Raw genomic sequence first — 19,701 nt, forward strand, 5'->3', positions numbered from 1 at the left:
CACTAATACAGCAACACTTATATCAATATGATTATGGAGTTGATAAACTTTGAGCAATCAAACTTTGCTATGGTCAAGTGTTGTATTAGCATGGGCATCCACTCTCTTTCTAAAAAAGGAAGAAATGAGACGTTATATGCCAGTTGCATTGTTCTGTTCGCTTGCTTTCGCCTTTATTTTTGAGATGGGTATTTCTTTACAGTGGTGGGCAGTCAAAGAATCTTCATTTCCTCTTATCAATATACCTATATTTATTTACGGTCCTTACCTAATCGCTACTATTTGGATTTTCAAGTACACGTATAGACGCTTTTGGCTATATCTTGTTACCAACATCGTACTAGATTACATTTTGATTTTTTTCCTAATAGATTGGTTTATCCAGCGTGCTGTCTGGGATGCTTACATATCATATTTTCAAATATTAGTTGTTACTACTTTACTTGCCGTTCTTATCTATGGATATCAGATGTGGCAAGAAGGTGAGGCAGTATTAAAAACCACTCCGAGCGTACAACCGGCTGCCAGCAAGCCACTAAATGAAGATTTGGTCGATAAACCAGATAATCAGTAGTTAATCTAGCCCCCTTCTCAAGGAAATTTCGACTCTCTCCTTGTGGGCCATTTCACCATAGATGGGAGATAAACCCATGGAGTTTTATTACATTCGTTTTGTTCTTTTTTGGATTTTATGGTTAATATTTGCCGATAAAAGTCGTTGGCGTGAGTTGTTCGCTGTGGGTATCTTTGCAGGTTTTTTAGATGGATTTGCTGACATATTTTCTTTTCACTATCCCTTGTGGAAATACCATCCACCAGATTCTGTTGTCCCTAACCTATTTGATAATATGGGGGTATACATCGTTGTTTCATATTTGTTTATACAATGGCTACCAAAGAATCCTAGCGTAGTCCGCATGCTCATGTATTGGTTTTTATGGACGGCATTCGCGATCGCTATCGAGTGGGTTCATGTTCACATGGGATATATGACATATGACTCCGGGTGGCGTATGGAGTACTCATACATTGCTGATTGGATAATATACTGGATGTTGTATAAGTTTCATAAGGTGTTTGAACTTAGGAAATTGTCTGTTTAGCGTCCTCCCATTGGCACACTTTACTTATGGTCGCGTATTATGTAACAAAGGTGTTGCAAATTTTATTCTCTCAATGAAGAACGGTAACTAACTGCCGTTCTTCGTCTTTTGTCTGTGTAAGATTCAGCTATTTGGCCCCTCCCCTGTACTTATTCAGGGCATCCCTGGCGCATTCTCTAGCCCCTATATCTGCGCTTTCTTCATTTATGTCGGTAAGCGCTTTAATTAGTCCCGCAACCCTCCCCTTTGTTTGTTTGATTGGTTATATCTGGTTAATTCGCTTAGCAATTTCCTGCTCTTAAAAATGTTTACCTCGGAAATACTAAGTCAGGAGGTGAATTACATGGGAGAAACCGTTTTTAGTGGCAGTAAATTATCTCGCGATATCGCATTTAGACGAGGCCCAGCGGATACACCACAAGACGATAAAAGAGTAAAACGTGACATTGAAAAAGCTAGAAGATCCAAATAGGCCATTTGGCCTATTTTTTTTGTTGTGTCGGTATATCACCCTTACCCCTCCGTCCCGGTATTGCCAGGCTTGTAATTGCTCGGGTCGCAAGCCTTAATATACACGCAGAGCTGCACTCCGTTGGTCAGGCAAACCGATATCTCATCTGCTGCAGTCTGTCGAACTGAATCAATAGCCACAAACCCCGGAACATACTCATGAGCGTATGCTGGAACTGGTGCCTGGGCCTGGTTTCTAATAGCCGCTAAGGATACCGGAGCTCCTATTGCCGGTGGCTGCTTCCGCTCATACCAAACCGCTTCTTGAACGTCCTCTTGGCTGCTCTTTGCCACTGCCGCATCGATGGCTGCTAACAGATGATCCGGTGGCTGAATGTCCCAGCGTTTACCGGTCTTGATGTACCGGACCGTAAATATGGCGTTTTCATCCTGGTCAATCTCGCCGGTGAATTGGGCAACGGTTATCAGATAAGACGTTGACCGGCTCCGCTCGACCTGGATGATGCAATCGCGTGGTTTTAGAATAAGTACGGCGTGGCCGCTGGTCTCAAATTCTTCCGGCCGTGGAATATAAATGGCCATCTTCTTGCTGCCGTCTTCCCGGCAGATGATCCGTGCAAATCCTTTAGTTTTACCTATAGCCCCGCCAGTTTCCGATACGGCCGCCAGGCCTATATTAGTCCTACTTACTTTTACGGTTATCTCCATGTCAATATCTCCCCCATTATTTGTGTCGGTTCCCCCGCATATGCCTGGGAAGCCTTAACAATATTTAACTTAGTCTGTTTCACGTTATGTAATCTTACTCCAATGTCCCATGCTCCCTGGCGTACTCCATGTAGTGCCTCACCCGGGCCTTTTTCTGCTCGATAGCTTGAATAGTGCCTGTCTTTTCGATAATGCCTACCTCTTCCAGCAACTCAATTACCGCGATCAGGTCGCAGCACTCTCGGGCAATATCCTGCGCCGGCGTGGTCTCTTTATAGCCATCCTGTAACCCAAACCTCAGGGCTTTGGTAACTGCCTGCTGAATCTCGGCACACTCTTCTGCCAGGCAAACCAGTAAATGCTCAGTATTATTCATGATTAATCCCCCTATCCAGCTTTTATTGCTAACTCCACCCGGTTATACTGCGGCTCCAACCGCCGCGGCTTCCGGGTGATCTCCTCAAACGGCATATCCGGTATTTCAGGCTTTCTGTTCAGGTCAAGCTCCCCACATATGTCTATCGTTACCCTCTGTCCTTTTGCCGCAATCTCGGCCTCAATCCGGGCGATATCGGCAGCATTGGCCTTACGGGTCACCACCTCCCCATGCTGGGTAGTGAAATAAGATTCCTGATCCTTTATAAACTCCGCTATCGGCTTCATGCACCGAATCGGTACACCGCAATGTTCCATGATCATCCCTCCCAATATTTTTGGTCTTGCTTAGAACGCGGCGTTTCCACTGTGATGTAATTGCCGCAGTTATTGCATTTAGATGTCCATCTGTAGCTTTTGGCACCATCTGCATGCATCACAGTAGAACACACCGGTTCAAGTGTTTTGCATTGCTCGCAGGCCATTTTCCCATTAATTTCAATAATCCCATAGTAAGTTGACTTGTCGCGCTTAAATGTCGCCTTGCCAGCAGTATCCATGCTTTTCATCATCTCGGCAAAGCGCTCTTTTTTCGCAATACTATTCTCAGATTCATTAGTGTTCATTTTTTCTATTTCATCTTCAGTATGCATGTCTTATCCCTCCCAACTCATTCCCCGACAACCCTGCCCATCCATCTGGCCTGTAGCTCCCTTACCGGTACCCCGCACAGAAATTGCACATCTTCCACGCGCCTGGCCACTACATAGGTTCCACCGTGGACTATAACATTGTCCCTAAACTTCTCCTGGTCCTCAGATAACCTGCCAGTAAGCGTCTTGACCTCTATGTACACGGTCCACCCATCTTTAATCGCAGTCAGATCGCTAAGACCTTTGAGACTGCCAAGGCTCTGCTGATGCCGGATAACATACCAACCGTGCCAGCGAAGATATTCCCTTATCGTGTTCTGGGTATCAGTCTCTTTTGGCGCCTTAGGCTTGGCCGCTTTCTTGCCAGCCGACAGCTGAGCAAATTCACGTTCCGATATTCGCATTTAGCACCCCGGCCTTATGAGGGCACACAACCGTTTCCTGCTTAACTCCACCGCGCCCGTCATCGACGTCAACCCAATACCACTCCTGCCCCTTGCACCGGTGATATTCCCTGCAGTTAGGGCAGTGAGTAACCTGTAAGGGCAGATATTCCTTGTAAGCACCTTGTAGTAAAAAGTTATGAGCATGTTTTATAAACTTATCTTCCGGTTTATCCAGCCTTACCTTTGTAGCATATTTACCGGCTGCCAGGATGAGGTGCTTAGCGTCCACCCCTTGAGCCAATAGGGTATTCCATGCCGCAATCGCGATAGACTCATTCCCACGCTTAGGATACACATTCCAGAACCGCACAAACTCCGGGTCACGATCAACAGCTGCTGCAACTTCTCCATGTACGTCCATATCCGGTACGACATGCACACTACCTTCCGATAGCGCAATCCCTTCCAAGAGGTCATCAGGGGAAAAGTTATCCACAGACTCACTTTCGCGTACGCATATATTTTTTTCTTTACTTTCTATTTCTCTTTCTTTTTCTTTTTCTATTTCTATTTCTATTTGTGGTATTTCTGTTAACACTAAGTCTACATTTAATGGGTTATTGCTAACATTAATAGACTTAAAGGTTACGATAATCTTCTTATTCTCAAAAGCTACCTCTAAGTGGTCATCCGCAATGAAGTATTCACGAATCAAAACTAGCTTTCTACGCCTGGCACATCCCTGTAAATACCTTTTCTGAATACCGCGTGACGTAAGAATGCCGTATTTGTTGTATAGTTCTTGATTGAAAAAACCCCGGTTTATGCAATCATTAACTATTGTTGTTAAGGTGTTAATGTCTACACGAGCCTCATCAGTAAATAGGTATTGTTCATCCTCTGACCAGTGATAAAAATATCCCTCTCTATAGATTTTTGTCAGTAATAGTATCACGATGGCAAAACCAGTGAGACCGTGTTTTGCTTTAATCAATTTAATTTTGTCATCGCCTGTAATATCTGTATCTAAAGAAAAATAGTCAAGCCCTTCTTTATTTGGCCTTGCCATGCCTTTCCACTCACCCCTCCCACAAGAGACGGCCACAGCTGACCGCCTCTCCCACCAACATGTTAAGATGCTTGTTTATCTACTTGAGCCTGTTTTAGAGCTCTCTCGGCTGCGGCTTTACCTTTACACACTCGGCCCATGCCGTCCTCCATAGCCTGCTTGGATCTCAGTTTACGACCGCAGCGCTCGCATTGGGACGCTTCCACTGTTGAGTTCAACATTATACCGCCTCCATCTCAAATAAATCATCCTGCACATACACGACATATTCGTCTTCCCATCGAACCCCAATATAATCTAGCACCTTACCCCATCCCATGGTGTACATCCAGAAATACCATTCGCGATAGTTGTCCTCTCTGAGCCGATCAAACCGGTGTGGCCGCTGCTCAAAATGGATGCCGAACCCGCACATATTGCAGCCGGTCCGCTGGGCCCTGGTAGTATAAAGACCACCATCATCTTTGCGTTTGATTTCCCCGTATATTTTGGGTACTGGCACATTAAGATCCAGAGCCAGCTGCAGCAGATCCTGCCGACTGAAGATTGCGAAAGGTGCAGATCTGGTAACTGTTTTGCCGTAATAGTTGCAACCGTGGTGAAATAGTGCCATTCGCCGCTGACCGCCTTCTGATGCCATCAGGCCCATATATGGCTTTCTACCTGTTGCTTTGGCATAGTCATCACAGGGCTTTTCTTTCATCCAATAGCAGCAGTCCGGTGACACTTCAAATGGTGCGGTTTTGTATTTAGTGCCATACCTCTCATTCTCGGGGCCGCCAAATTTCCAAAGCCATTTCATTGGCAGTTGCATTCTACTGCCGGTTTCTTTAGTCTTAAAACCGCCATATTCCCCAGTTTCTCCCGTCATAATTGCATGACGTACAGTAGCGTTCTCTGGGGTAGGGTTTTGCAACATCTGAATTTTACCGGCCTTTTCTTTTGATAGCACGGGATAACCATGATCGCGAATAACCTGCGCCTTGTTCTTTAGAGGCTTTAAAAATACAAAGTTGTCAAAGGTCCGGTGTATTGCACTAATGCTCTTATCCTCCAGGCACGATACGCTAACACCGGGAATACTACTAGACACATTTTTTCGCAGGAAGATTAGCAGGGTAAGGCTATCTAAACCACCAACACTGCAAAATACCTCTCCATTTAACCGGTTGTAAAACTCCCAAGCCATGTTATAGGCGTGATTGACCTTTGCTTCATAAGGCAGGCTCATCTTCTGTAGAAATTCTTGAGGTGTCAATTACATCGCCTCTCATCCATGATTACCCTACAGCCAAGCTTGGCATTTGTTCCGCATCTACTTGAACCTTAACATCCTTGGTCTTGATTTTTAAATGTGCGATACTAGCCCACTCCATGACCGCTTTATTAAGCTCGGGGTTATCTGATACTGGTCTATTCTTATCCAACTTGGCTTGAACCAGCTGGTCTTTCCGCACTTCCAGGCAAGCCGCCAGCTTCCCGTTATCATCGGCAACCAGGACAACCCAGCTATCTCCTTTTCTAACTGCGTTACCATAGGAAGCAACGCAATTATGGAGTGATCGCCCTGCATCCAGCAGTTCCATGGATTCTTTAGGCAAGAAAAAGCTTAACTTTTCCCGTTGCATTGCCATACGGCGGACAATATGCTCGGGAACCTCCAGTTTGACATTCGGATGCAGCTGCCCCTGATGTTTTTTACTCAACCAATCGTGAAGATCTCGACCGCGGGGTTTTTCGTCTGTCAATGCTGCTTTGTTCTCTCTATTTAAGAGATCATATAAGCGTTTGCAGTCGGTAATATTTATTTTTTCACCGTTTTCTACCATGCGTACTACGCCGTCCTCACCATAGACAGATACCATCTTCCTGGCAAATTTTATAACAATCTCGAAATAGGACTCTGTGTGACGGCCAGTATAACTATCTCGCATCAAAGCCTTTACCCCAAGGTACAATCGAATAGCCAAGTCATAGTTTTTACAAACCTTAAATGCAGCTGCCAGTCTGCCGCACTCAAAAATATCTTTATTAAGTTCATCTCTAACCAGGGCTTTGTTGGGCAACTTAGTAGCCCGGATAATCGCCGTGATGGTATCAGTACCGGCTCTGGCCTCTTCCGCTACTTCCTGACTCCAATCGTTAGGAAGTTTATCGAGCAGGTAATTCTCTAGCCTGCTTTTTATCTGGTTGTCATTGTCACGATAAAAATCCGGCAAGTTCGGTGCATCAGGGTAAACATTCCGATAGCCAATATTCATAAGTGGTAAAAGAAAGGCACCCCAGTTTTGCCCGGCCGAAACATGCAACGAACTAACATCATGCCCTAGACGCTTCTCAATTTTTGACTTGACTGCATGACGCAAGGTCTTTAGCAATTGACTCATATGACTACGCATTTTATCATTCGCCAGGCATCCAGCAAAGAAAAAGCTTAAAATGCTTTCCCTTAAAACACTCAAGTCAGTCGGCAATCCGAACTCAAACTCTATTTCAGGCTCTTTACTGCCCTTTTTCGGCGTGGTCCGAGTAAATGTATTCCGCTGGTTTTTAACATCAAACCGGAATGTTTCCTTACGACGTATGGAGCGTATATCGAATTGATCAGCAAAAATATACGCATCATACCGAACTTCCAAGTCTACTGTATTCTGGTACTCTTTCACAGTCAGCTGCATTTTGTAGGGCAGTGGTGCATTAGTCTTTCCATAAACAATATTCCGATCATAATGAGTACCGCAGTGGGGGCAGTGAAAGTGACTGCCCCTTTCTCCATATCCAATGCTACTTGCCCGACCCCAAGCGGCTGTAAACATCTGATCGCACTTAATGCAGAGATACTGGACGCAATTATACATGCCCTCAGTTCGCCCGAGCGGGTTAGCATATACGCTAAACATCAAAGGTACTTCTAACTCAGCAATAATCATGATGCTTCCACCTCCACATCGGCAAATAGATCAATGAAGCCTGGGTCTACTGGTTTCTTGGCCTGATCTGGTTTTTTCGGAGCAGCTGCAGGTGTCGCAGCCTTGGTTGCTTGCACCGTTTTAGCCTCGGCTCTACGTTTTTCAGCTGCCGCCTTACTAGTTGCTTCGTGTTCGGCTTTTAGCGCAGGCTCGCAGCTGCTAATCAGGGATTTGATGGCTTCACATGCGCCCCTCTCAATGCGTTCCATTTCAGACAACGCTCCCATCTTTTCCTCGCTAGGAAGCTTTACATCCGGATTTGCTGCAACCAGTGACTGAACATGCTTAACCAGCTTATTAATCTGGTCCCAGGCCTGGGTTTGATGGTCAATAAAGCTTTTAATTTGTGAGAGCTCGTTATATTTCATTTCACACACCTAACTCGCCGCGGCCTGGGCCTGCCCTGTACTTATAGGGCTAATGACATATATATAGCTGTCGTCAGCCTCCCCAACAATCGTTGAAGCCGCTCGTGGACCGGTCATAGACAAGACTACCTTGTCATTATCAAGCGCTTTTAAGCAATCAATGATCTGGGTTCCATGAAAGCATATTTCAACGGGCTCACCAACAATAATTGCTTGAATTTCTTCTCTCGCTGCACCCTTGTCCGCCTTGTTTGATTTGATGTATATCAGGTCGCTCTCCATTGTTATATAAACATTATTAAGAGTGAAGTCTTTTTGACGTTCTAGCCCGATAAGTGATAACCGTTCAATGGCCTGGAGTAGCTCCGTTCGCTCCATCGTAACCGTAACAATCGGGTTCTTCGGTATAACTCTTTCTACGTCCGGGAAAGTACCGGTGATTATGCGAGACTCATAACGGATACTATCAGTAAGGAATATAACTTTTCCTTTATCCCAAAAAGCGGTGATATCATCTTCCCCATCAACAAGGGAGGTAATCTCTGCGAGGGACTTAGGGGGAAGAATGACTTCCCCCTCCCCTTCCAGAGCAAATGTTAAACGGGCTAACCTTTTTTTATCTGAGGCGATGGCTGACATTAAGCCATCTTTAAGGTGTAAATACACCCCTGAGAATACGGGGGAGGTTAGTTCTGTCTCCATCGCCGCAAAGGCTACTTTGCGCTGTATTTCATGCAGCATTGATGCCTTGATATAAACAGGGTTTTGCACATCTTTAATATCAAATTCCGGATATTCGAACACGTTCATAGTCAATATGTCATAGACAGCACGCCCACTGAGCACAGATAACATATTCTTCTTGTTATTAGTCGATACGGCAATCTCTTTCCCTGGCATCCTCTTAATTAATTCATGGAACAGTTTGCCCGATACCAGCACCCTTCCTGGATCTCTGATATCTGCCTCTACAGTGTACCGGATCGTGGTCTCATAGTTGGTAGCAGTAAACTGAACCTTGCCATCATTAGCAACAATCAGGATCCCTGAAAGCGTCGGATTAGGAAGCCGGCCGGAGATTATCTTGTTCACTGCTTGGACCGCTTTCTCCAGATCCTTGCTGTTGAACCGAATTTCCATCAAGATCCGCCTCCTTAAATAGATTCATAGTTATATCCGGATGCACTTCCCCGCAGTCTGGGCAAAACTTAGGAGCGTCAGTCATTTTTCTTCCCTCCGCGATTTCCTAACTCAAAACTCAACTTAAGCAATAAAACCATTCGATTATCAACCGACAACTGTTTAAATAAAGTATCAATAAAATGCGTCATTGCATGGCTATCACAAAGGGTGCTTCCTTCTACGCAGCAGCCAATCCCATCGGTTTTATGTGTAAGAGCTACAACACCGGTACCGTCGAACTCCGATACATACCGATGTCCGTTCACTTCTGTGATAACCTGCACCGTTTTCTTAGCTGACATAATTTGATCTTCCGTACAATCATCTTTCAGTACCCCTGTAAACACTATAAATTCCTCCCCATTATTTAATGTCAAGTAGCCGCTTCACGATCTTATACTGCTCTGTTAGGCTTAACCCCGGAGTAAAGAGTCGCCTTGGCGGCTCAAACTCCAGTTCCAGTTGCAAAGACACTGGCCGGGTCGGTGCTGGGCTTTGAGTTTGACTCGCAGCCCAGCACACCGGACCATACTCCCTTTCAATAGAAATTGGGTCCTTAAGTACCCGTCTGCAGCGTTTGCATTTCATCACACATAAACCTCTCACGGGATTCTGCAAAGCGCAGGATTCTTCGTCTGGCGGCATCCATGCTTAGTCCGTATACTAAACCTATTGCTTTCCAGGTCATACCGCCATTGCGCATATTGGTCATGTCCTGAATATCAGAATCGGTCAGCACATTGAACTGCCTATGGCCGGGGTGGCTTCCCTGGGCAAGATGTTCGAATGAGGTTTCCACTGTCACAAATCGAGGACTCATGAGGGCGAGTGCAAAAGCGTACCAGTTCTCTATCACGCAACTTGCACCTCCACCGACTCATCTAGGGGCCGGAAATATATCTTCTGCTCAAACGCTTCTTGTACAGCCTTGACATGGCTGATTACCAGCACAATCCCGAACCGGTTAGCAACACTTTTTACGGCATCAATCACCATGGGCAAGTACTCATCGGACTGACTACCAAACCCTTCGTCAATCGTCAACCAGTCCACCCGGGCGCCAGCTCGCCTTGCCAATAACTCAGCCAGAGCAAACCGAATCGCAAAGTCAATTCGCAGCTGTTCGCCGCCGCTAAAAGTTTCATAAATCCGCTCACCGGCCCAATCACCGACAATGATATCCAAAGTCTCAGTCATGCCTTTGCCACTCTTGAGCTCTTTTTGTGTTTCAAATCGAAGATGATTTTTTTCACCGGACATCTGTCCAAGGATATCGTTTGCGATTCGCTCCAGTTCCGGTACCGCATTTTCGATGATCAAGGCCGGAATACCATCCTTGCCAAATGCCTTAACCAGCGTCTGCCACCGGACTAATTCCTTGACCAATGGCTCCATTTCGTCCGCCAGTATCCTCCGGTTCTGTTCATCCTGCTCGATCAGAACTAATTTAGCTCTAAAACCACCTAACTGACTGGTAAGGGTCAGGTGCTCATCCCTGCACAGTTTGAGCTTGTCCCGGGCTTCTTTCAGCCGATTCTCGGCGCTTAACTTTAACAATTCTGAGTCACCCAGAAGGGCTTTATATTCGGCTTCCAGATTGACGGCCTGAATGGATAAGTCATCGATCTCACCTTTTAGCCGGTCAATAGTCTCCCGCGCCGTATTAGCGATTTCTTTTGCTGCCGGCAGTTGCTCCTTAGATTTAAGCCAGGGTTCCAACTCCATGAGCTTCATTTCCAGAGTCGGTAATTCTTTCAGTCCATCCGACAGTTCCCGATACTGGTTACGCATATTTTCAAGACGGACATTAATATCAGCTTGCCGGGTCTCAGAGTCAGTACGTTGCACCTTGAGGTTCTCCAGCAGCGGCTCTATGCCTGCCAACTTCGCTAGCAGGTCAACGTCCGGTTTCAATTGATTAATCTTGTCCTGTAACTCATGGGGTTCGAGAGGATTGATATTGGCAGCTGTCCGGTACTCTGTCCGCTTAGTTTTGGCAGTCGTCACTGCAGTCTGCAGGTCAATAATCTCTTGATCAGACCTAACCTTCCACACACCATATTGCTCCCGGGTCGTCACCAACTCACCTTTGGCCTGGATAGCATCCGCTAGGAACTTGCACTGTGCCCGGTCCATATCAACACAATTAGCATCTGTCAGCATGGCCGTCTTGGCTTCCAATGACTCAATCTTTTGATCATAAATCTGCTTATGGCTTAAATATCTGTCTTCGGCCCGCAACAGTTGATCTGCGCAATCCTTAACGGTACTAAGCAACCGCTTATCCTCTTCATGTTCCTTTTGGCACTCGGCCAGGCGAGTAACGTCAGTATCATAGTCTACTTTCGAAGCTTCCAGGCGGGGCCGGTCAGTTATCTGTCCAGAAATCCGATTAATATCAGTAATGACTTTGGTAAGCCCAGTTTCTACAGTGGATTGCTCCATCTTCAGCCTGTCCGCTTCGGTCTTAAGGGTGGTCTGTTGATCCCGCTTTACCCGAAGGGTAGTAACGGTATCTTTGGTAGTTTCATAATCAGTCACTTTGGTCAGAATATCAGTTTCCATGTCCAAGAGCTTTTGAGCATTATCCAAACGAACTTGCTGCCGATCACGCTCAGATGTCTTGATGCCGATATCAGACCACTTTTCTTTTGCCTGACGGTCATATTCGCTGGCCTGTTGAATCTTGGCGACCAGGGTGCTGTATTCAACCTGTAACGTCTGGACATTTCCCTCGAGTGTTTTAATCTCGGTCTCGGTCTTGACCAGTTTAATCTCAGCAGCAAGTTTCTCAGTCTCAAGGTCGGGCTTTTCCATCAAGCGGGTATCAATGTCTGCAATCCTGGCTTTTATACCATTAAGGGATAAGTTAATCGAGTCACATTTATTCTTGGCCTTTTCTCGTAAAGTTTCATATTGGTCCAACTGCAGCACCTGAGACAGAATAGCTTTGCGCTGGCCAGCTGGCCGTTTAGTGAAGTTGCCGGCATCGCCCTGGAGAATCATGCTGGAGGCGACGAACGTTTCATCATCAAGGCCTAATAGGTCAATAATTTTTTTCTGGGTTTCCGGGATACTCGCGCCGGAAAGGGGCTCCCAGATGTCTGGACCTTCAAAAACAGTTGATGTTTTAAACTTCTGCAGCTCCAGCGTTGACTTACCCTTTCCCTTTTTACTCCGGGTACGGATTACACGGTACACACCGCCTTGGTGCTCGAAGTAGAAGTTTACAGCCGCCTCCGTTGCACCGGTGCGAATCATATCGTCGATACTGGTACCGGGCTTTGTTGCACCATATAGCGCAAATCGGGGCGCTACCGTAAAGGCGGTACTCTTGCCGGCACCGTTTACCCCGCAGATCGCCGCAATAGAGATATTGGTCAGGTCAATGTTAGCGTAGGATATGGCGCCGAGGTTGTGGATCTCAATTCGTAGAGGTTTCATAGCGTGTCACCCACTTTTAAAATAGGATATAAGCTCCACGCAAAAGCTAGTTCCGGTCCCATGACACTTACAACGAGATAATAAAACATTTTGCCGTTCCACTCATTACGATATATCCCATACAATTCCGGATTAGGAATTGTGACTGCCGTATCGCCTAATGCATATCCGGTTTGATCTGCTAAACCTACATGCTTTTTCAATAATTTCTCTAAACGCTTAGATTCTTTTAATGTCATAAATTGATCTGAAGTTAATTGAGCAATCTTCTTCATTCCGTTTTCGGCTTTATTAAGCATCCTTGACCACCTCCAGGCAACCAGTGTCGAACCCACCCGATTTACCTTTTAACAAGACAACTTGGCTGCCGCACATTTCCCACGGCTCACTTCTGGTAATCCAAATTTTATCTGCATGCTCTTTAGCTTCATAGCAATTGACCATACGGACCTTAGTTCCGATCGGCCAGTCAACGTGTTTGATTTTTGGTTTTCTAGGCATTACTTTCTACCTCCACCCCATGTGATTTCAATGCCTCTGTCCAAGTTGATTTGACTTCATCTGTACAATGCGCCATAGCATCAGCCCAAGTGGCACCGCGGCCATGCTCCATTTTAAATTTAACCTGGTAATACAAAGACTGCTTGTCGTGGGGCAATTCAGGAGGATGCTCCCTGGCGCATTCCTGGCATACATCCGGTCTAGGAGGTAGCAGCATCATTGAAGATGCAGGCACTTCCTGAATTTCAATCGTCTTGCCTTTGCGGGTCCCTTTAATGATTTTCATCACGCCACCTCCATCAGCTGTGCCGTCATGGCCGCCAGCTCATTTATCTCTGCCGGGTCAAATTCCTGGTTGGCTGCCCACTTCCGTACCGCCTCAACCGGTCCAAGGGCTTCTGTGACTTCCTCGTCCCGGGCCCGGTCATTCCGGGCGATATCCCCCTTAATTTCGGTTACAAAAAAAGCACCGGCATCGTACAAAGCTTTTTCCAAGGTTTTACGGTTCAGTGCTTTATTAAGGTCTTCACTGCAGGTGTATCTAATTCGCACGATAGCGTTTTCAATTTTGCCAAAAACGTCTTCCAAATTGGTATTTCCGTTCACAAAATCGGCAATTGCGTTATCGAACAACTGAATGGATTCATACTTCCGCGCTGGTGTATCAATAAAGTGGGAAGTAAACTTTTGTCCATCCCAATCATGAATCCAGAAACCAGCATTTACTTTCTCATCGTTGAAACTGAGACGCTCAGGGGAGCCGCTATAAAACACATTACCGTTCTGCTGTGGCCGGTGGATATGCCCCAGGCAAACCAGGTCATATCCCTGCACCGCTTCGGTTGTTAGAATAGCCTCCTGCTGCATCAGTACGTCTTCAAAGCCAGTATCAGCTAGGTCATAAGTTAAATGGCTTACCAATATCTTAGGCCAATCCCCAAAACCATCCCGTTCACGCTGACAAAATTCAGTGATATCATCAGTCATCATTTGGTGCATAACATGAGCCGGTAATCCGCGATATTCTTCTTTTGCAGCAAAGCTTGAGCGGTCCATACCTGGCAAGAGTACTAACCCAATATTGCCAGCAAGTTCAGTAGCCGTCCGCTCTGTATCAATACTTACCAGCGGCAACTGATAATCTTTAAGCAGCTCATAGGCACTAATGGGGTCATGGCTGGGTGTACCTGATATAATAACGACCTCGATCCCAGCACCGGTTATCTTACGCAACCAGGCTGTGCAGGCCCGAATCTCCTTGCTGGCCTTGTCCAACGCAATGTCAGCCTTCCTGAACATATCCCCGGCAACAATGACCATGTGGCACCGCTCGGCAATGATCCGGTCAGCCACCCAATCCATTACCCGGCATATGTCATCAAACCGAGCTGTAGGAGTTGGGCCTGGATACCCCAGGCCCCAGTGAATATCAGCTATATGTGCTATCTTCATGACGCAGCACCAGGCAACGCCGCCTGCATGATCAAGTCTTGCAGCCCTTCCTCATCCGTGTCAGCGATAAACTTAATTACCGCGCTGGCTTCAGCCTTGCTCAATTCGTTAACAGGCTTTTTCTTTACGTACAGGATGATTGACTTAATACCGTCTTCATCAAGTCCTTTGCGTTTGGCATCGCCCATGATTTTACCGTATTGACTCTGGGATATCTTATTGGCATCACCAGGAGGAGGCTCAAATGAGGCTTTTTCGTCAGTAGCCTGAGGAGTACTACGCTTTTTATCAAACTTTTCTTTTTCATCAGTTTCACCCTCAATCCATGCATCCATTTCGTCCTCGGATTGAGTGAATATGCCTGAAGTCCTGGTAGCTGTAAGCGTTGCGTCAACTAAAGCACGTTTTTTACCCATTTTAAGAACAGTATTCCATTGGTCAATTAGATCAGGATTCTCCAGCCTGTATTTTTTATAATCTTTACCAGTCTTTCTGCTTTCGAATGTTTTACAAACAAGTGAATCTTTATCTATTCCCTTAGGTAAGTCACTTTCATAAACCCAGCGGTACCGGTATTTACTTTCGTAACTACTTGCTTCCCCAACACCTTCTGCAATGATAGTGCCTGTTGCCCGATGAATAAGCTGAATGGTTATCCTAACATGGTAGTATCCAGTTTTCAGATCACGAGTCTCTTCTTTTTCTTTAATAATCGGAGCAAAACCATATAGTTCACATAATTTCTCTGCTCCCGGTTTGAGCAGAGAAGGCTTGTCCGTTCCAGGGATGATTCCGTAATCTTCATCTTTTCGCATAACCCTTTTGAAAAAATTTTGAACCAACTCAAGCTTTGCTTCCATATCAGCCAAACGGACTGCCATCTCACCGGCACCCATGCTGCTATTCATATCCACCAAGGCACCGCCACTGGCCCCTTGACCATGCAACACCGCTATTTCTGACATCTACGCCACCCCTCCCAGTTTCTTACTTACCAAAGGCTGCCCACCTTCGATAAAGTTATCAAAGTCATCCTGATGCAGTACTAAATCGAATGTATGAGAGTCGGCGGTGATCGTAAGGACTACGTTTTTACCAACCCGCTTAAACAGTTGCTCAAGTTTCTTCGCTTCCGAAAAATCAAGCTCAGTTTTACCAATCATGCTGTTTTCCCCTTCCCTCGACAATCCAGGCACTTGTCATGCCCTTCATATGCCTTCTTATATACGTCCGACTGCAGCAGTAACCGCTTGCCGCAGACAGTGCAGATAAACTCTATTTTGCTCATACGGCCTTGCCTACTTTAATTGTGTTCCATTCATATCCGCATTTTGGGCACTTGCAGAACAACAATCGCCGCCGTTGGTTAATTATCCGACCAGAAGATGAGCACACCGGGCAATCCGTTACGGTTTTTATGTTATTCATGCCGCCACCTTCTTTGCTATCAGTAAATCGCGCACATAATGGGCCATGCCCAAATAATACAAATCCTTTTTAATAAACATAAGCTGCTGGTAGGCTACAACCGCATACTCAAGGGTTTCAATACTGAATCTGTTAAATTGAGGTTGTTTCGCTGCAAAGTCATAGCCTGCTTTTAGTCGCTGAGGCTTTGGGATTTTCGTAATCGGGTTATACATTTCAGCCCCTCCATTGACTGCCAATTACCCGGCGTGGTACAATGGCAGTGATTTAATTTGTTTTAACTGATTCGTCTGTGCGCCAACACAGGCGATTTTTCTTTTTCTAAACGGGATAACTCTTTAGCCACTTTAGCTTTTAGTGCGTGAATAGCTCTTTCTACATGATCAATCTCTGACATGATTTTCTCTACATCAGCTACTTCAGACTGGTCAATCTTACCGTCACAGGTAATTCTCATGAGTAGCTTTTCAAGCTCCTCGACATCATCCAGCTCAGTTATGAAGGTCATGGCAGCACTTGTTAGGCCATTAACCACCATTTTGCAGTGCTGTTCCTTACCTATCGGGCAAACATCAGTACAATACCATTCGAGAACTTCTTTATTCTGATAGGCATCAGACAATTTCAAAATTCTTTCTGGTGGTGCTTCCTCAGGACTAATCTCATACCTGGATATGGCCTTTCTTGGCACATCTGTCAACTCAGCCGCACATTCCAGGGACAATCCGGCTAAACTTCGGGCATCTGCGAGCATCGACTTTCACCCCCTTTCATGGGACAATTAATATGTAAATCGGGAGTCTCCTTGTATCTCTCACCCACCCCATTTCGCCCTGCCGCTCTCCCGGTAGGGCTATTCTTTTATCCAGTAGTTAATCTGCAGCCTGTCCCCAGGGAGAACCAGCCCGGGCTTACGTCCGGCAAACACGCTATCGTAATTTAGTTCGATAATTCCTTGATAGAATTCACGTATCTCCCGTGGCCCGTATGTGTTCTTATCCATATAATTGGCTGCTATATTCCAAAGCCGGTCACCACTTTGGACTATGTACACCTCAGTCACCAGCTTACCTTTTGCCACCGGCTCATCAGCATTACCGCAACTGACAGCTAGTACAATAATGAGCCATGCCATTACGGCGATCACAAAGTACCTTCGCGTTATCATTAACTTGACTTACCTCCTCACGCCGCAAAGTTATAATATCTCTCGGCAATTTCACGGACTTTGACCATATGGCTGTTAATCACTATGTGCTGGCGTCTGTAGCAGTCATAACCACCCCGGCACACCGGCCGACGCTTGTTCTTCTTGACCACAAGGTCCCAGGCTGTTAGCTCCTTTCCGCAGTTTGTGCAACGCATGTTATCACCCCGCTTGTCTAGTTTTACTTCAGCCGAATTACTCGGCTTTGAGCAGCGAAAGCCGCCGCTGAAGAATTTTCGTTAAGTCAACGCCCAAATTCAATTTGAGACGTGTTTCAACCGGCAGCGAATTCCAAATAGCCCAGGCAGTTTTATGAAAATTATCAAGCACTAACTCTTTTTGTTCCTCCGACATTGGAGGTGGAGCTACTACATGAACAGTGGTTTTACCAAACTTATACGTGGCTGCGTACTTCGGTTCCATACGATCACCTCTAGCACTATGTATATGCCGGTGATCGCCTGGGACGGCCCTGGTAACTGCCAAATTCCTCCCCTCCCCCTTACATTCGTTTATGGTATTTCCTGGAAATATTATTTCTTTTGGTGGCGCTACCTTGACACCACTTAGGCGCTACTTTTGCACCTTTCTATGAGCGTGATATAGTCAAAGCATTCATTATCGGATCGGGGAGGCACCACTATGCCATCTAACTTGCCGCGCATACCGCTGCGAATCGAAGCAGAATTAAAAATGAAGCTTGAGTACATTGCGTTTAAAAATAGTCGATCTATGAATAAAGAAACAAGACAACTTTTATCAAGACACGTTGAACAGTTCGAAAAGCGCTATGGAGAAATAAAGTTTGAACATTACTGCGACTGCTTTGATCGTCCCGTTGTGGCCGAGAACGGATATTGCTTTCTCAGGGGCAGGTGTAAGTGTGACAATTGCCAGCAACGTGGTGGCAAACACAGCTATTTGAGGAAACGTTAGTTTGTTTGCAGGAATATATGTTTTTACCCCAGAAATAATCTAGATTCAGCCCGCTATACGCCAAGGCATGGAGGTAATCATGGCAACCGTTACACGACAAGTGTATGGATACTGTCCATACCTAGACACGGACTATTCAATCACTGTCGAATATGCCGTTATTTATTCGTTAGGCAAACACGAACCCGGCTATAAACCAATTGGTGCTGATTGTGATGAATCAGAGGCTTGCCCATATGATAACGGCAATAAGTGTCCGATTTACGAAGGTGCACTTTACATCTAATACTTTGGGTTTTTACTCCTCATTGCCGACATTCGAATACCCGTAATGTCACCGACTTTATGCAAGGTTTCCCAAGCGAATGCCCAATTTCTCCCCGAGCAATCAGGACTGTTAGGGCATAGCTCGCAAGGATCAGAAAAGTCTACATGCCTATGGATTAAAACTTCAACATATCGCTTCAAATGTCGAGCGATACAGAATATTTCTTTATCAGTCAAATTTTCTTTGGTTATGGTGGGCTGAATTTCTTCTGACGTAACCCTCACCTCCCTTACCCGGTTTTCGGCAGCGTGGCTGCTTGTTGGTCGATTACCTCTAAATCATTGTTAGAAACGTCACTTTGACACATATTGTCCGGTTTAATGACAAAAAAATATCGATAAATTTGTGATTCCTTTATTCCTAGTTCATCACCCCATTTTTTAGCTAAATCAGGCGATGCTCGCCTGACCCCTCTTTCCACCTTTTCCACCATAGAAAAACTAATTTTAAGGATTTCCGCTAACTCTTTACGTGTAATTCCCTTCCGTTCTCTTGCCTTGATCAATATCTCGTTCATATACTCACCACCTCTCGCCACCGGACTTTATGTCCCTGTATTTATAATATAACACATTTTGTCCGTTGTCAATCGTATTTTTTCACAAAATGTCCGATTTTAATTTTGGACATTTTGTCCGTATTGTTGCAAAATAGTAGTGAGGTGATGAGATGGCTTCCTTCGCAGAAAGGTTGCGTGAATTACGTATTAAAAAGGAAATTGGACAAAAAGAAGTTGGTGCAATTATAGGGGTCAGCGACTCTTCCATTCGGAAATATGAAGCTGGCGAAAGAACGCCTGATCCTAAAGCTATAATTAAGCTTGCCGATTTCTTTGGTGTTACCACCGACGACCTTTTAGGCAGAAATAAAAATACACAAGTGAACAAAGAAATCAGTCCGGAGGAGTTAACCAAACTATTTGAAAGCCTTCCGCCCGAAGAGCAAAAGGCTTTCCTTATCAGACATATTATTCCGGTCCTAGGTGATGAACCAAAGAAGTAAACAAGCGAGTTCTTTTCTCATTATCAAGTGACTCTATAAACAATTCGATGTCAGTCGTTTCGTTAAAGGCATCATTTATAAAGTTGATATAATTTATATTTTGAAATGCATCTCTAAAA

At 45.4% G+C, this 19,701-nt stretch carries 32 protein-coding genes; 5 read left to right on the forward strand and 27 right to left on the reverse strand.

Annotated elements, in window-relative coordinates; genetic code table 11:
• The first annotated feature begins 49 nt into the window (after nucleotides 1-49).
• From VN379_RS04715 to VN379_RS04725, 3 genes are all read left to right on the forward strand, one after another.
• On the forward strand, nucleotides 50-574 hold the full coding sequence (locus VN379_RS04715) for a hypothetical protein (RefSeq protein WP_325531314.1): 525 nt from the start codon (nucleotides 50-52) through the stop codon (nucleotides 572-574).
• A 76-nt stretch (nucleotides 575-650) separates the two neighbouring features.
• Nucleotides 651-1,103 (forward strand): CBO0543 family protein, encoded by a 453-nt coding sequence (locus VN379_RS04720; RefSeq protein ID WP_325531316.1) that lies wholly within the window; start codon nucleotides 651-653, stop codon nucleotides 1,101-1,103.
• 343 nt (nucleotides 1,104-1,446) lie between these two features.
• Complete coding sequence (locus VN379_RS04725; protein WP_325531318.1) at nucleotides 1,447-1,575, forward strand: hypothetical protein; 129 nt, start codon at nucleotides 1,447-1,449, stop codon at nucleotides 1,573-1,575.
• A 41-nt stretch (nucleotides 1,576-1,616) separates the two neighbouring features.
• Here the strand turns inward: VN379_RS04725 and VN379_RS04730 are convergent, their stop codons facing one another.
• The 26 genes from VN379_RS04730 to VN379_RS04850 form a co-directional block, all read right to left on the reverse strand.
• The gene (locus VN379_RS04730) at nucleotides 1,617-2,282 is read right to left on the reverse strand and encodes a hypothetical protein (RefSeq protein ID WP_325531320.1); all 666 of its coding nucleotides are present in this window, start codon (nucleotides 2,280-2,282) and stop codon (nucleotides 1,617-1,619) included.
• A gap of 94 nt (nucleotides 2,283-2,376) precedes the next feature.
• Entirely contained in the window at nucleotides 2,377-2,658 is a 282-nt protein-coding gene (locus VN379_RS04735) for a hypothetical protein (RefSeq protein WP_325531322.1), read from the reverse strand.
• 11 nt (nucleotides 2,659-2,669) lie between these two features.
• Nucleotides 2,670-2,975 carry a hypothetical protein gene (locus VN379_RS04740; RefSeq protein WP_325531324.1) on the reverse strand — a complete coding sequence of 102 codons (306 nt, stop codon included), beginning with the start codon at nucleotides 2,973-2,975 and terminating at the stop codon, nucleotides 2,670-2,672.
• A 2-nt stretch (nucleotides 2,976-2,977) separates the two neighbouring features.
• Entirely contained in the window at nucleotides 2,978-3,310 is a 333-nt protein-coding gene (locus VN379_RS04745) for a hypothetical protein (RefSeq protein WP_325531325.1), read from the reverse strand.
• Nucleotides 3,311-3,327: 17 nt separating this feature from the next.
• Nucleotides 3,328-3,714 carry a VRR-NUC domain-containing protein gene (locus tag VN379_RS04750; protein WP_325531327.1) on the reverse strand — a complete coding sequence of 129 codons (387 nt, stop codon included), beginning with the start codon at nucleotides 3,712-3,714 and terminating at the stop codon, nucleotides 3,328-3,330.
• A complete protein-coding gene (locus VN379_RS04755; protein WP_325531329.1) occupies nucleotides 3,695-4,765 on the reverse strand; it encodes a DUF4373 domain-containing protein in 1,071 nt (356 codons plus the stop codon). The genes VN379_RS04750 and VN379_RS04755 overlap by 20 nt, the downstream gene beginning before the upstream one ends.
• Before the next feature lie 62 nt (nucleotides 4,766-4,827).
• Nucleotides 4,828-4,986, reverse strand: a complete 159-nt coding sequence (locus tag VN379_RS04760; protein WP_325531331.1) for a DUF6011 domain-containing protein — start codon at nucleotides 4,984-4,986, stop codon at nucleotides 4,828-4,830.
• Nucleotides 4,986-6,023, reverse strand: coding sequence for a hypothetical protein (locus tag VN379_RS04765; RefSeq protein WP_325531333.1), 1,038 nt, complete (start codon nucleotides 6,021-6,023; stop codon nucleotides 4,986-4,988). The genes VN379_RS04760 and VN379_RS04765 overlap by 1 nt, the downstream gene beginning before the upstream one ends.
• A 22-nt stretch (nucleotides 6,024-6,045) precedes the next feature.
• Complete coding sequence (locus tag VN379_RS04770) at nucleotides 6,046-7,695, reverse strand: PcfJ domain-containing protein (protein ID WP_325531336.1); 1,650 nt, start codon at nucleotides 7,693-7,695, stop codon at nucleotides 6,046-6,048.
• Nucleotides 7,692-8,102, reverse strand: coding sequence for a hypothetical protein (locus VN379_RS04775; RefSeq protein ID WP_325531338.1), 411 nt, complete (start codon nucleotides 8,100-8,102; stop codon nucleotides 7,692-7,694). The genes VN379_RS04770 and VN379_RS04775 overlap by 4 nt, the downstream gene beginning before the upstream one ends.
• Before the next feature lie 9 nt (nucleotides 8,103-8,111).
• Nucleotides 8,112-9,242 (reverse strand): DNA polymerase III subunit beta, encoded by a 1,131-nt coding sequence (gene dnaN / locus VN379_RS04780; RefSeq protein ID WP_325531340.1) that lies wholly within the window; start codon nucleotides 9,240-9,242, stop codon nucleotides 8,112-8,114.
• 77 nt (nucleotides 9,243-9,319) lie between these two features.
• The gene (locus VN379_RS04785) at nucleotides 9,320-9,631 is read right to left on the reverse strand and encodes a hypothetical protein (protein WP_325531342.1); all 312 of its coding nucleotides are present in this window, start codon (nucleotides 9,629-9,631) and stop codon (nucleotides 9,320-9,322) included.
• 16 nt (nucleotides 9,632-9,647) lie between these two features.
• Nucleotides 9,648-9,929, reverse strand: a complete 282-nt coding sequence (locus VN379_RS25085) for a DUF6011 domain-containing protein (protein ID WP_414714959.1) — start codon at nucleotides 9,927-9,929, stop codon at nucleotides 9,648-9,650.
• Nucleotides 9,841-10,140, reverse strand: a complete 300-nt coding sequence (locus VN379_RS04790; protein WP_325531344.1) for a hypothetical protein — start codon at nucleotides 10,138-10,140, stop codon at nucleotides 9,841-9,843. Before VN379_RS04790 ends, VN379_RS25085 begins: the two co-directional genes overlap by 89 nt.
• Nucleotides 10,137-12,728 carry an SMC family ATPase gene (locus tag VN379_RS04795; protein WP_325531346.1) on the reverse strand — a complete coding sequence of 864 codons (2,592 nt, stop codon included), beginning with the start codon at nucleotides 12,726-12,728 and terminating at the stop codon, nucleotides 10,137-10,139. Before VN379_RS04795 ends, VN379_RS04790 begins: the two co-directional genes overlap by 4 nt.
• A complete protein-coding gene (locus VN379_RS04800; RefSeq protein ID WP_325531348.1) occupies nucleotides 12,725-13,027 on the reverse strand; it encodes a hypothetical protein in 303 nt (100 codons plus the stop codon). The genes VN379_RS04795 and VN379_RS04800 overlap by 4 nt, the downstream gene beginning before the upstream one ends.
• Entirely contained in the window at nucleotides 13,020-13,229 is a 210-nt protein-coding gene (locus tag VN379_RS04805; protein WP_325531350.1) for a hypothetical protein, read from the reverse strand. Before VN379_RS04805 ends, VN379_RS04800 begins: the two co-directional genes overlap by 8 nt.
• Nucleotides 13,222-13,515 carry a hypothetical protein gene (locus tag VN379_RS04810; RefSeq protein WP_325531352.1) on the reverse strand — a complete coding sequence of 98 codons (294 nt, stop codon included), beginning with the start codon at nucleotides 13,513-13,515 and terminating at the stop codon, nucleotides 13,222-13,224. The genes VN379_RS04805 and VN379_RS04810 overlap by 8 nt, the downstream gene beginning before the upstream one ends.
• A complete protein-coding gene (locus tag VN379_RS04815; protein ID WP_325531354.1) occupies nucleotides 13,515-14,681 on the reverse strand; it encodes a metallophosphoesterase family protein in 1,167 nt (388 codons plus the stop codon). Before VN379_RS04815 ends, VN379_RS04810 begins: the two co-directional genes overlap by 1 nt.
• Nucleotides 14,678-15,646: a hypothetical protein gene (locus tag VN379_RS04820; RefSeq protein ID WP_325531355.1), complete on the reverse strand. Its 969-nt coding sequence runs from the start codon at nucleotides 15,644-15,646 to the stop codon at nucleotides 14,678-14,680. Before VN379_RS04820 ends, VN379_RS04815 begins: the two co-directional genes overlap by 4 nt.
• Nucleotides 15,647-15,877, reverse strand: coding sequence for a hypothetical protein (locus VN379_RS04825; RefSeq protein ID WP_325531357.1), 231 nt, complete (start codon nucleotides 15,875-15,877; stop codon nucleotides 15,647-15,649).
• Nucleotides 15,878-16,105: 228 nt separating this feature from the next.
• Nucleotides 16,106-16,324: a hypothetical protein gene (locus VN379_RS04830; RefSeq protein ID WP_325531359.1), complete on the reverse strand. Its 219-nt coding sequence runs from the start codon at nucleotides 16,322-16,324 to the stop codon at nucleotides 16,106-16,108.
• Between the two features lie 62 nt (nucleotides 16,325-16,386).
• Nucleotides 16,387-16,863 carry a helix-turn-helix transcriptional regulator gene (locus VN379_RS04835; protein WP_325531361.1) on the reverse strand — a complete coding sequence of 159 codons (477 nt, stop codon included), beginning with the start codon at nucleotides 16,861-16,863 and terminating at the stop codon, nucleotides 16,387-16,389.
• Between the two features lie 99 nt (nucleotides 16,864-16,962).
• Nucleotides 16,963-17,277: a peptidoglycan-binding protein LysM gene (locus VN379_RS04840; RefSeq protein ID WP_325531363.1), complete on the reverse strand. Its 315-nt coding sequence runs from the start codon at nucleotides 17,275-17,277 to the stop codon at nucleotides 16,963-16,965.
• A gap of 17 nt (nucleotides 17,278-17,294) precedes the next feature.
• On the reverse strand, nucleotides 17,295-17,474 hold the full coding sequence (locus VN379_RS04845; protein ID WP_325531365.1) for a hypothetical protein: 180 nt from the start codon (nucleotides 17,472-17,474) through the stop codon (nucleotides 17,295-17,297).
• A gap of 37 nt (nucleotides 17,475-17,511) precedes the next feature.
• Nucleotides 17,512-17,739, reverse strand: a complete 228-nt coding sequence (locus VN379_RS04850; protein ID WP_325531367.1) for a hypothetical protein — start codon at nucleotides 17,737-17,739, stop codon at nucleotides 17,512-17,514.
• 592 nt (nucleotides 17,740-18,331) lie between these two features.
• Here VN379_RS04850 and VN379_RS04855 point away from each other — a divergent pair.
• Nucleotides 18,332-18,538 carry a hypothetical protein gene (locus tag VN379_RS04855; RefSeq protein ID WP_325531369.1) on the forward strand — a complete coding sequence of 69 codons (207 nt, stop codon included), beginning with the start codon at nucleotides 18,332-18,334 and terminating at the stop codon, nucleotides 18,536-18,538.
• A 271-nt stretch (nucleotides 18,539-18,809) separates the two neighbouring features.
• On the opposite strand, the gene VN379_RS04860 is transcribed toward VN379_RS04855, so the two are convergent.
• The gene (locus VN379_RS04860) at nucleotides 18,810-19,097 is read right to left on the reverse strand and encodes a helix-turn-helix transcriptional regulator (protein WP_325531371.1); all 288 of its coding nucleotides are present in this window, start codon (nucleotides 19,095-19,097) and stop codon (nucleotides 18,810-18,812) included.
• A 152-nt stretch (nucleotides 19,098-19,249) separates the two neighbouring features.
• Here VN379_RS04860 and VN379_RS04865 point away from each other — a divergent pair, with 152 nt between their 5' ends.
• Complete coding sequence (locus tag VN379_RS04865) at nucleotides 19,250-19,582, forward strand: helix-turn-helix domain-containing protein (protein ID WP_325531373.1); 333 nt, start codon at nucleotides 19,250-19,252, stop codon at nucleotides 19,580-19,582.
• The last annotated feature ends 119 nt before the right edge of the window (nucleotides 19,583-19,701 follow it).

The sequence above is a fragment of the Sporomusa sp. genome, assembly GCF_035561255.1.
Taxonomy (GTDB): Bacteria; Bacillota; Negativicutes; order Sporomusales; family Sporomusaceae; genus Sporomusa.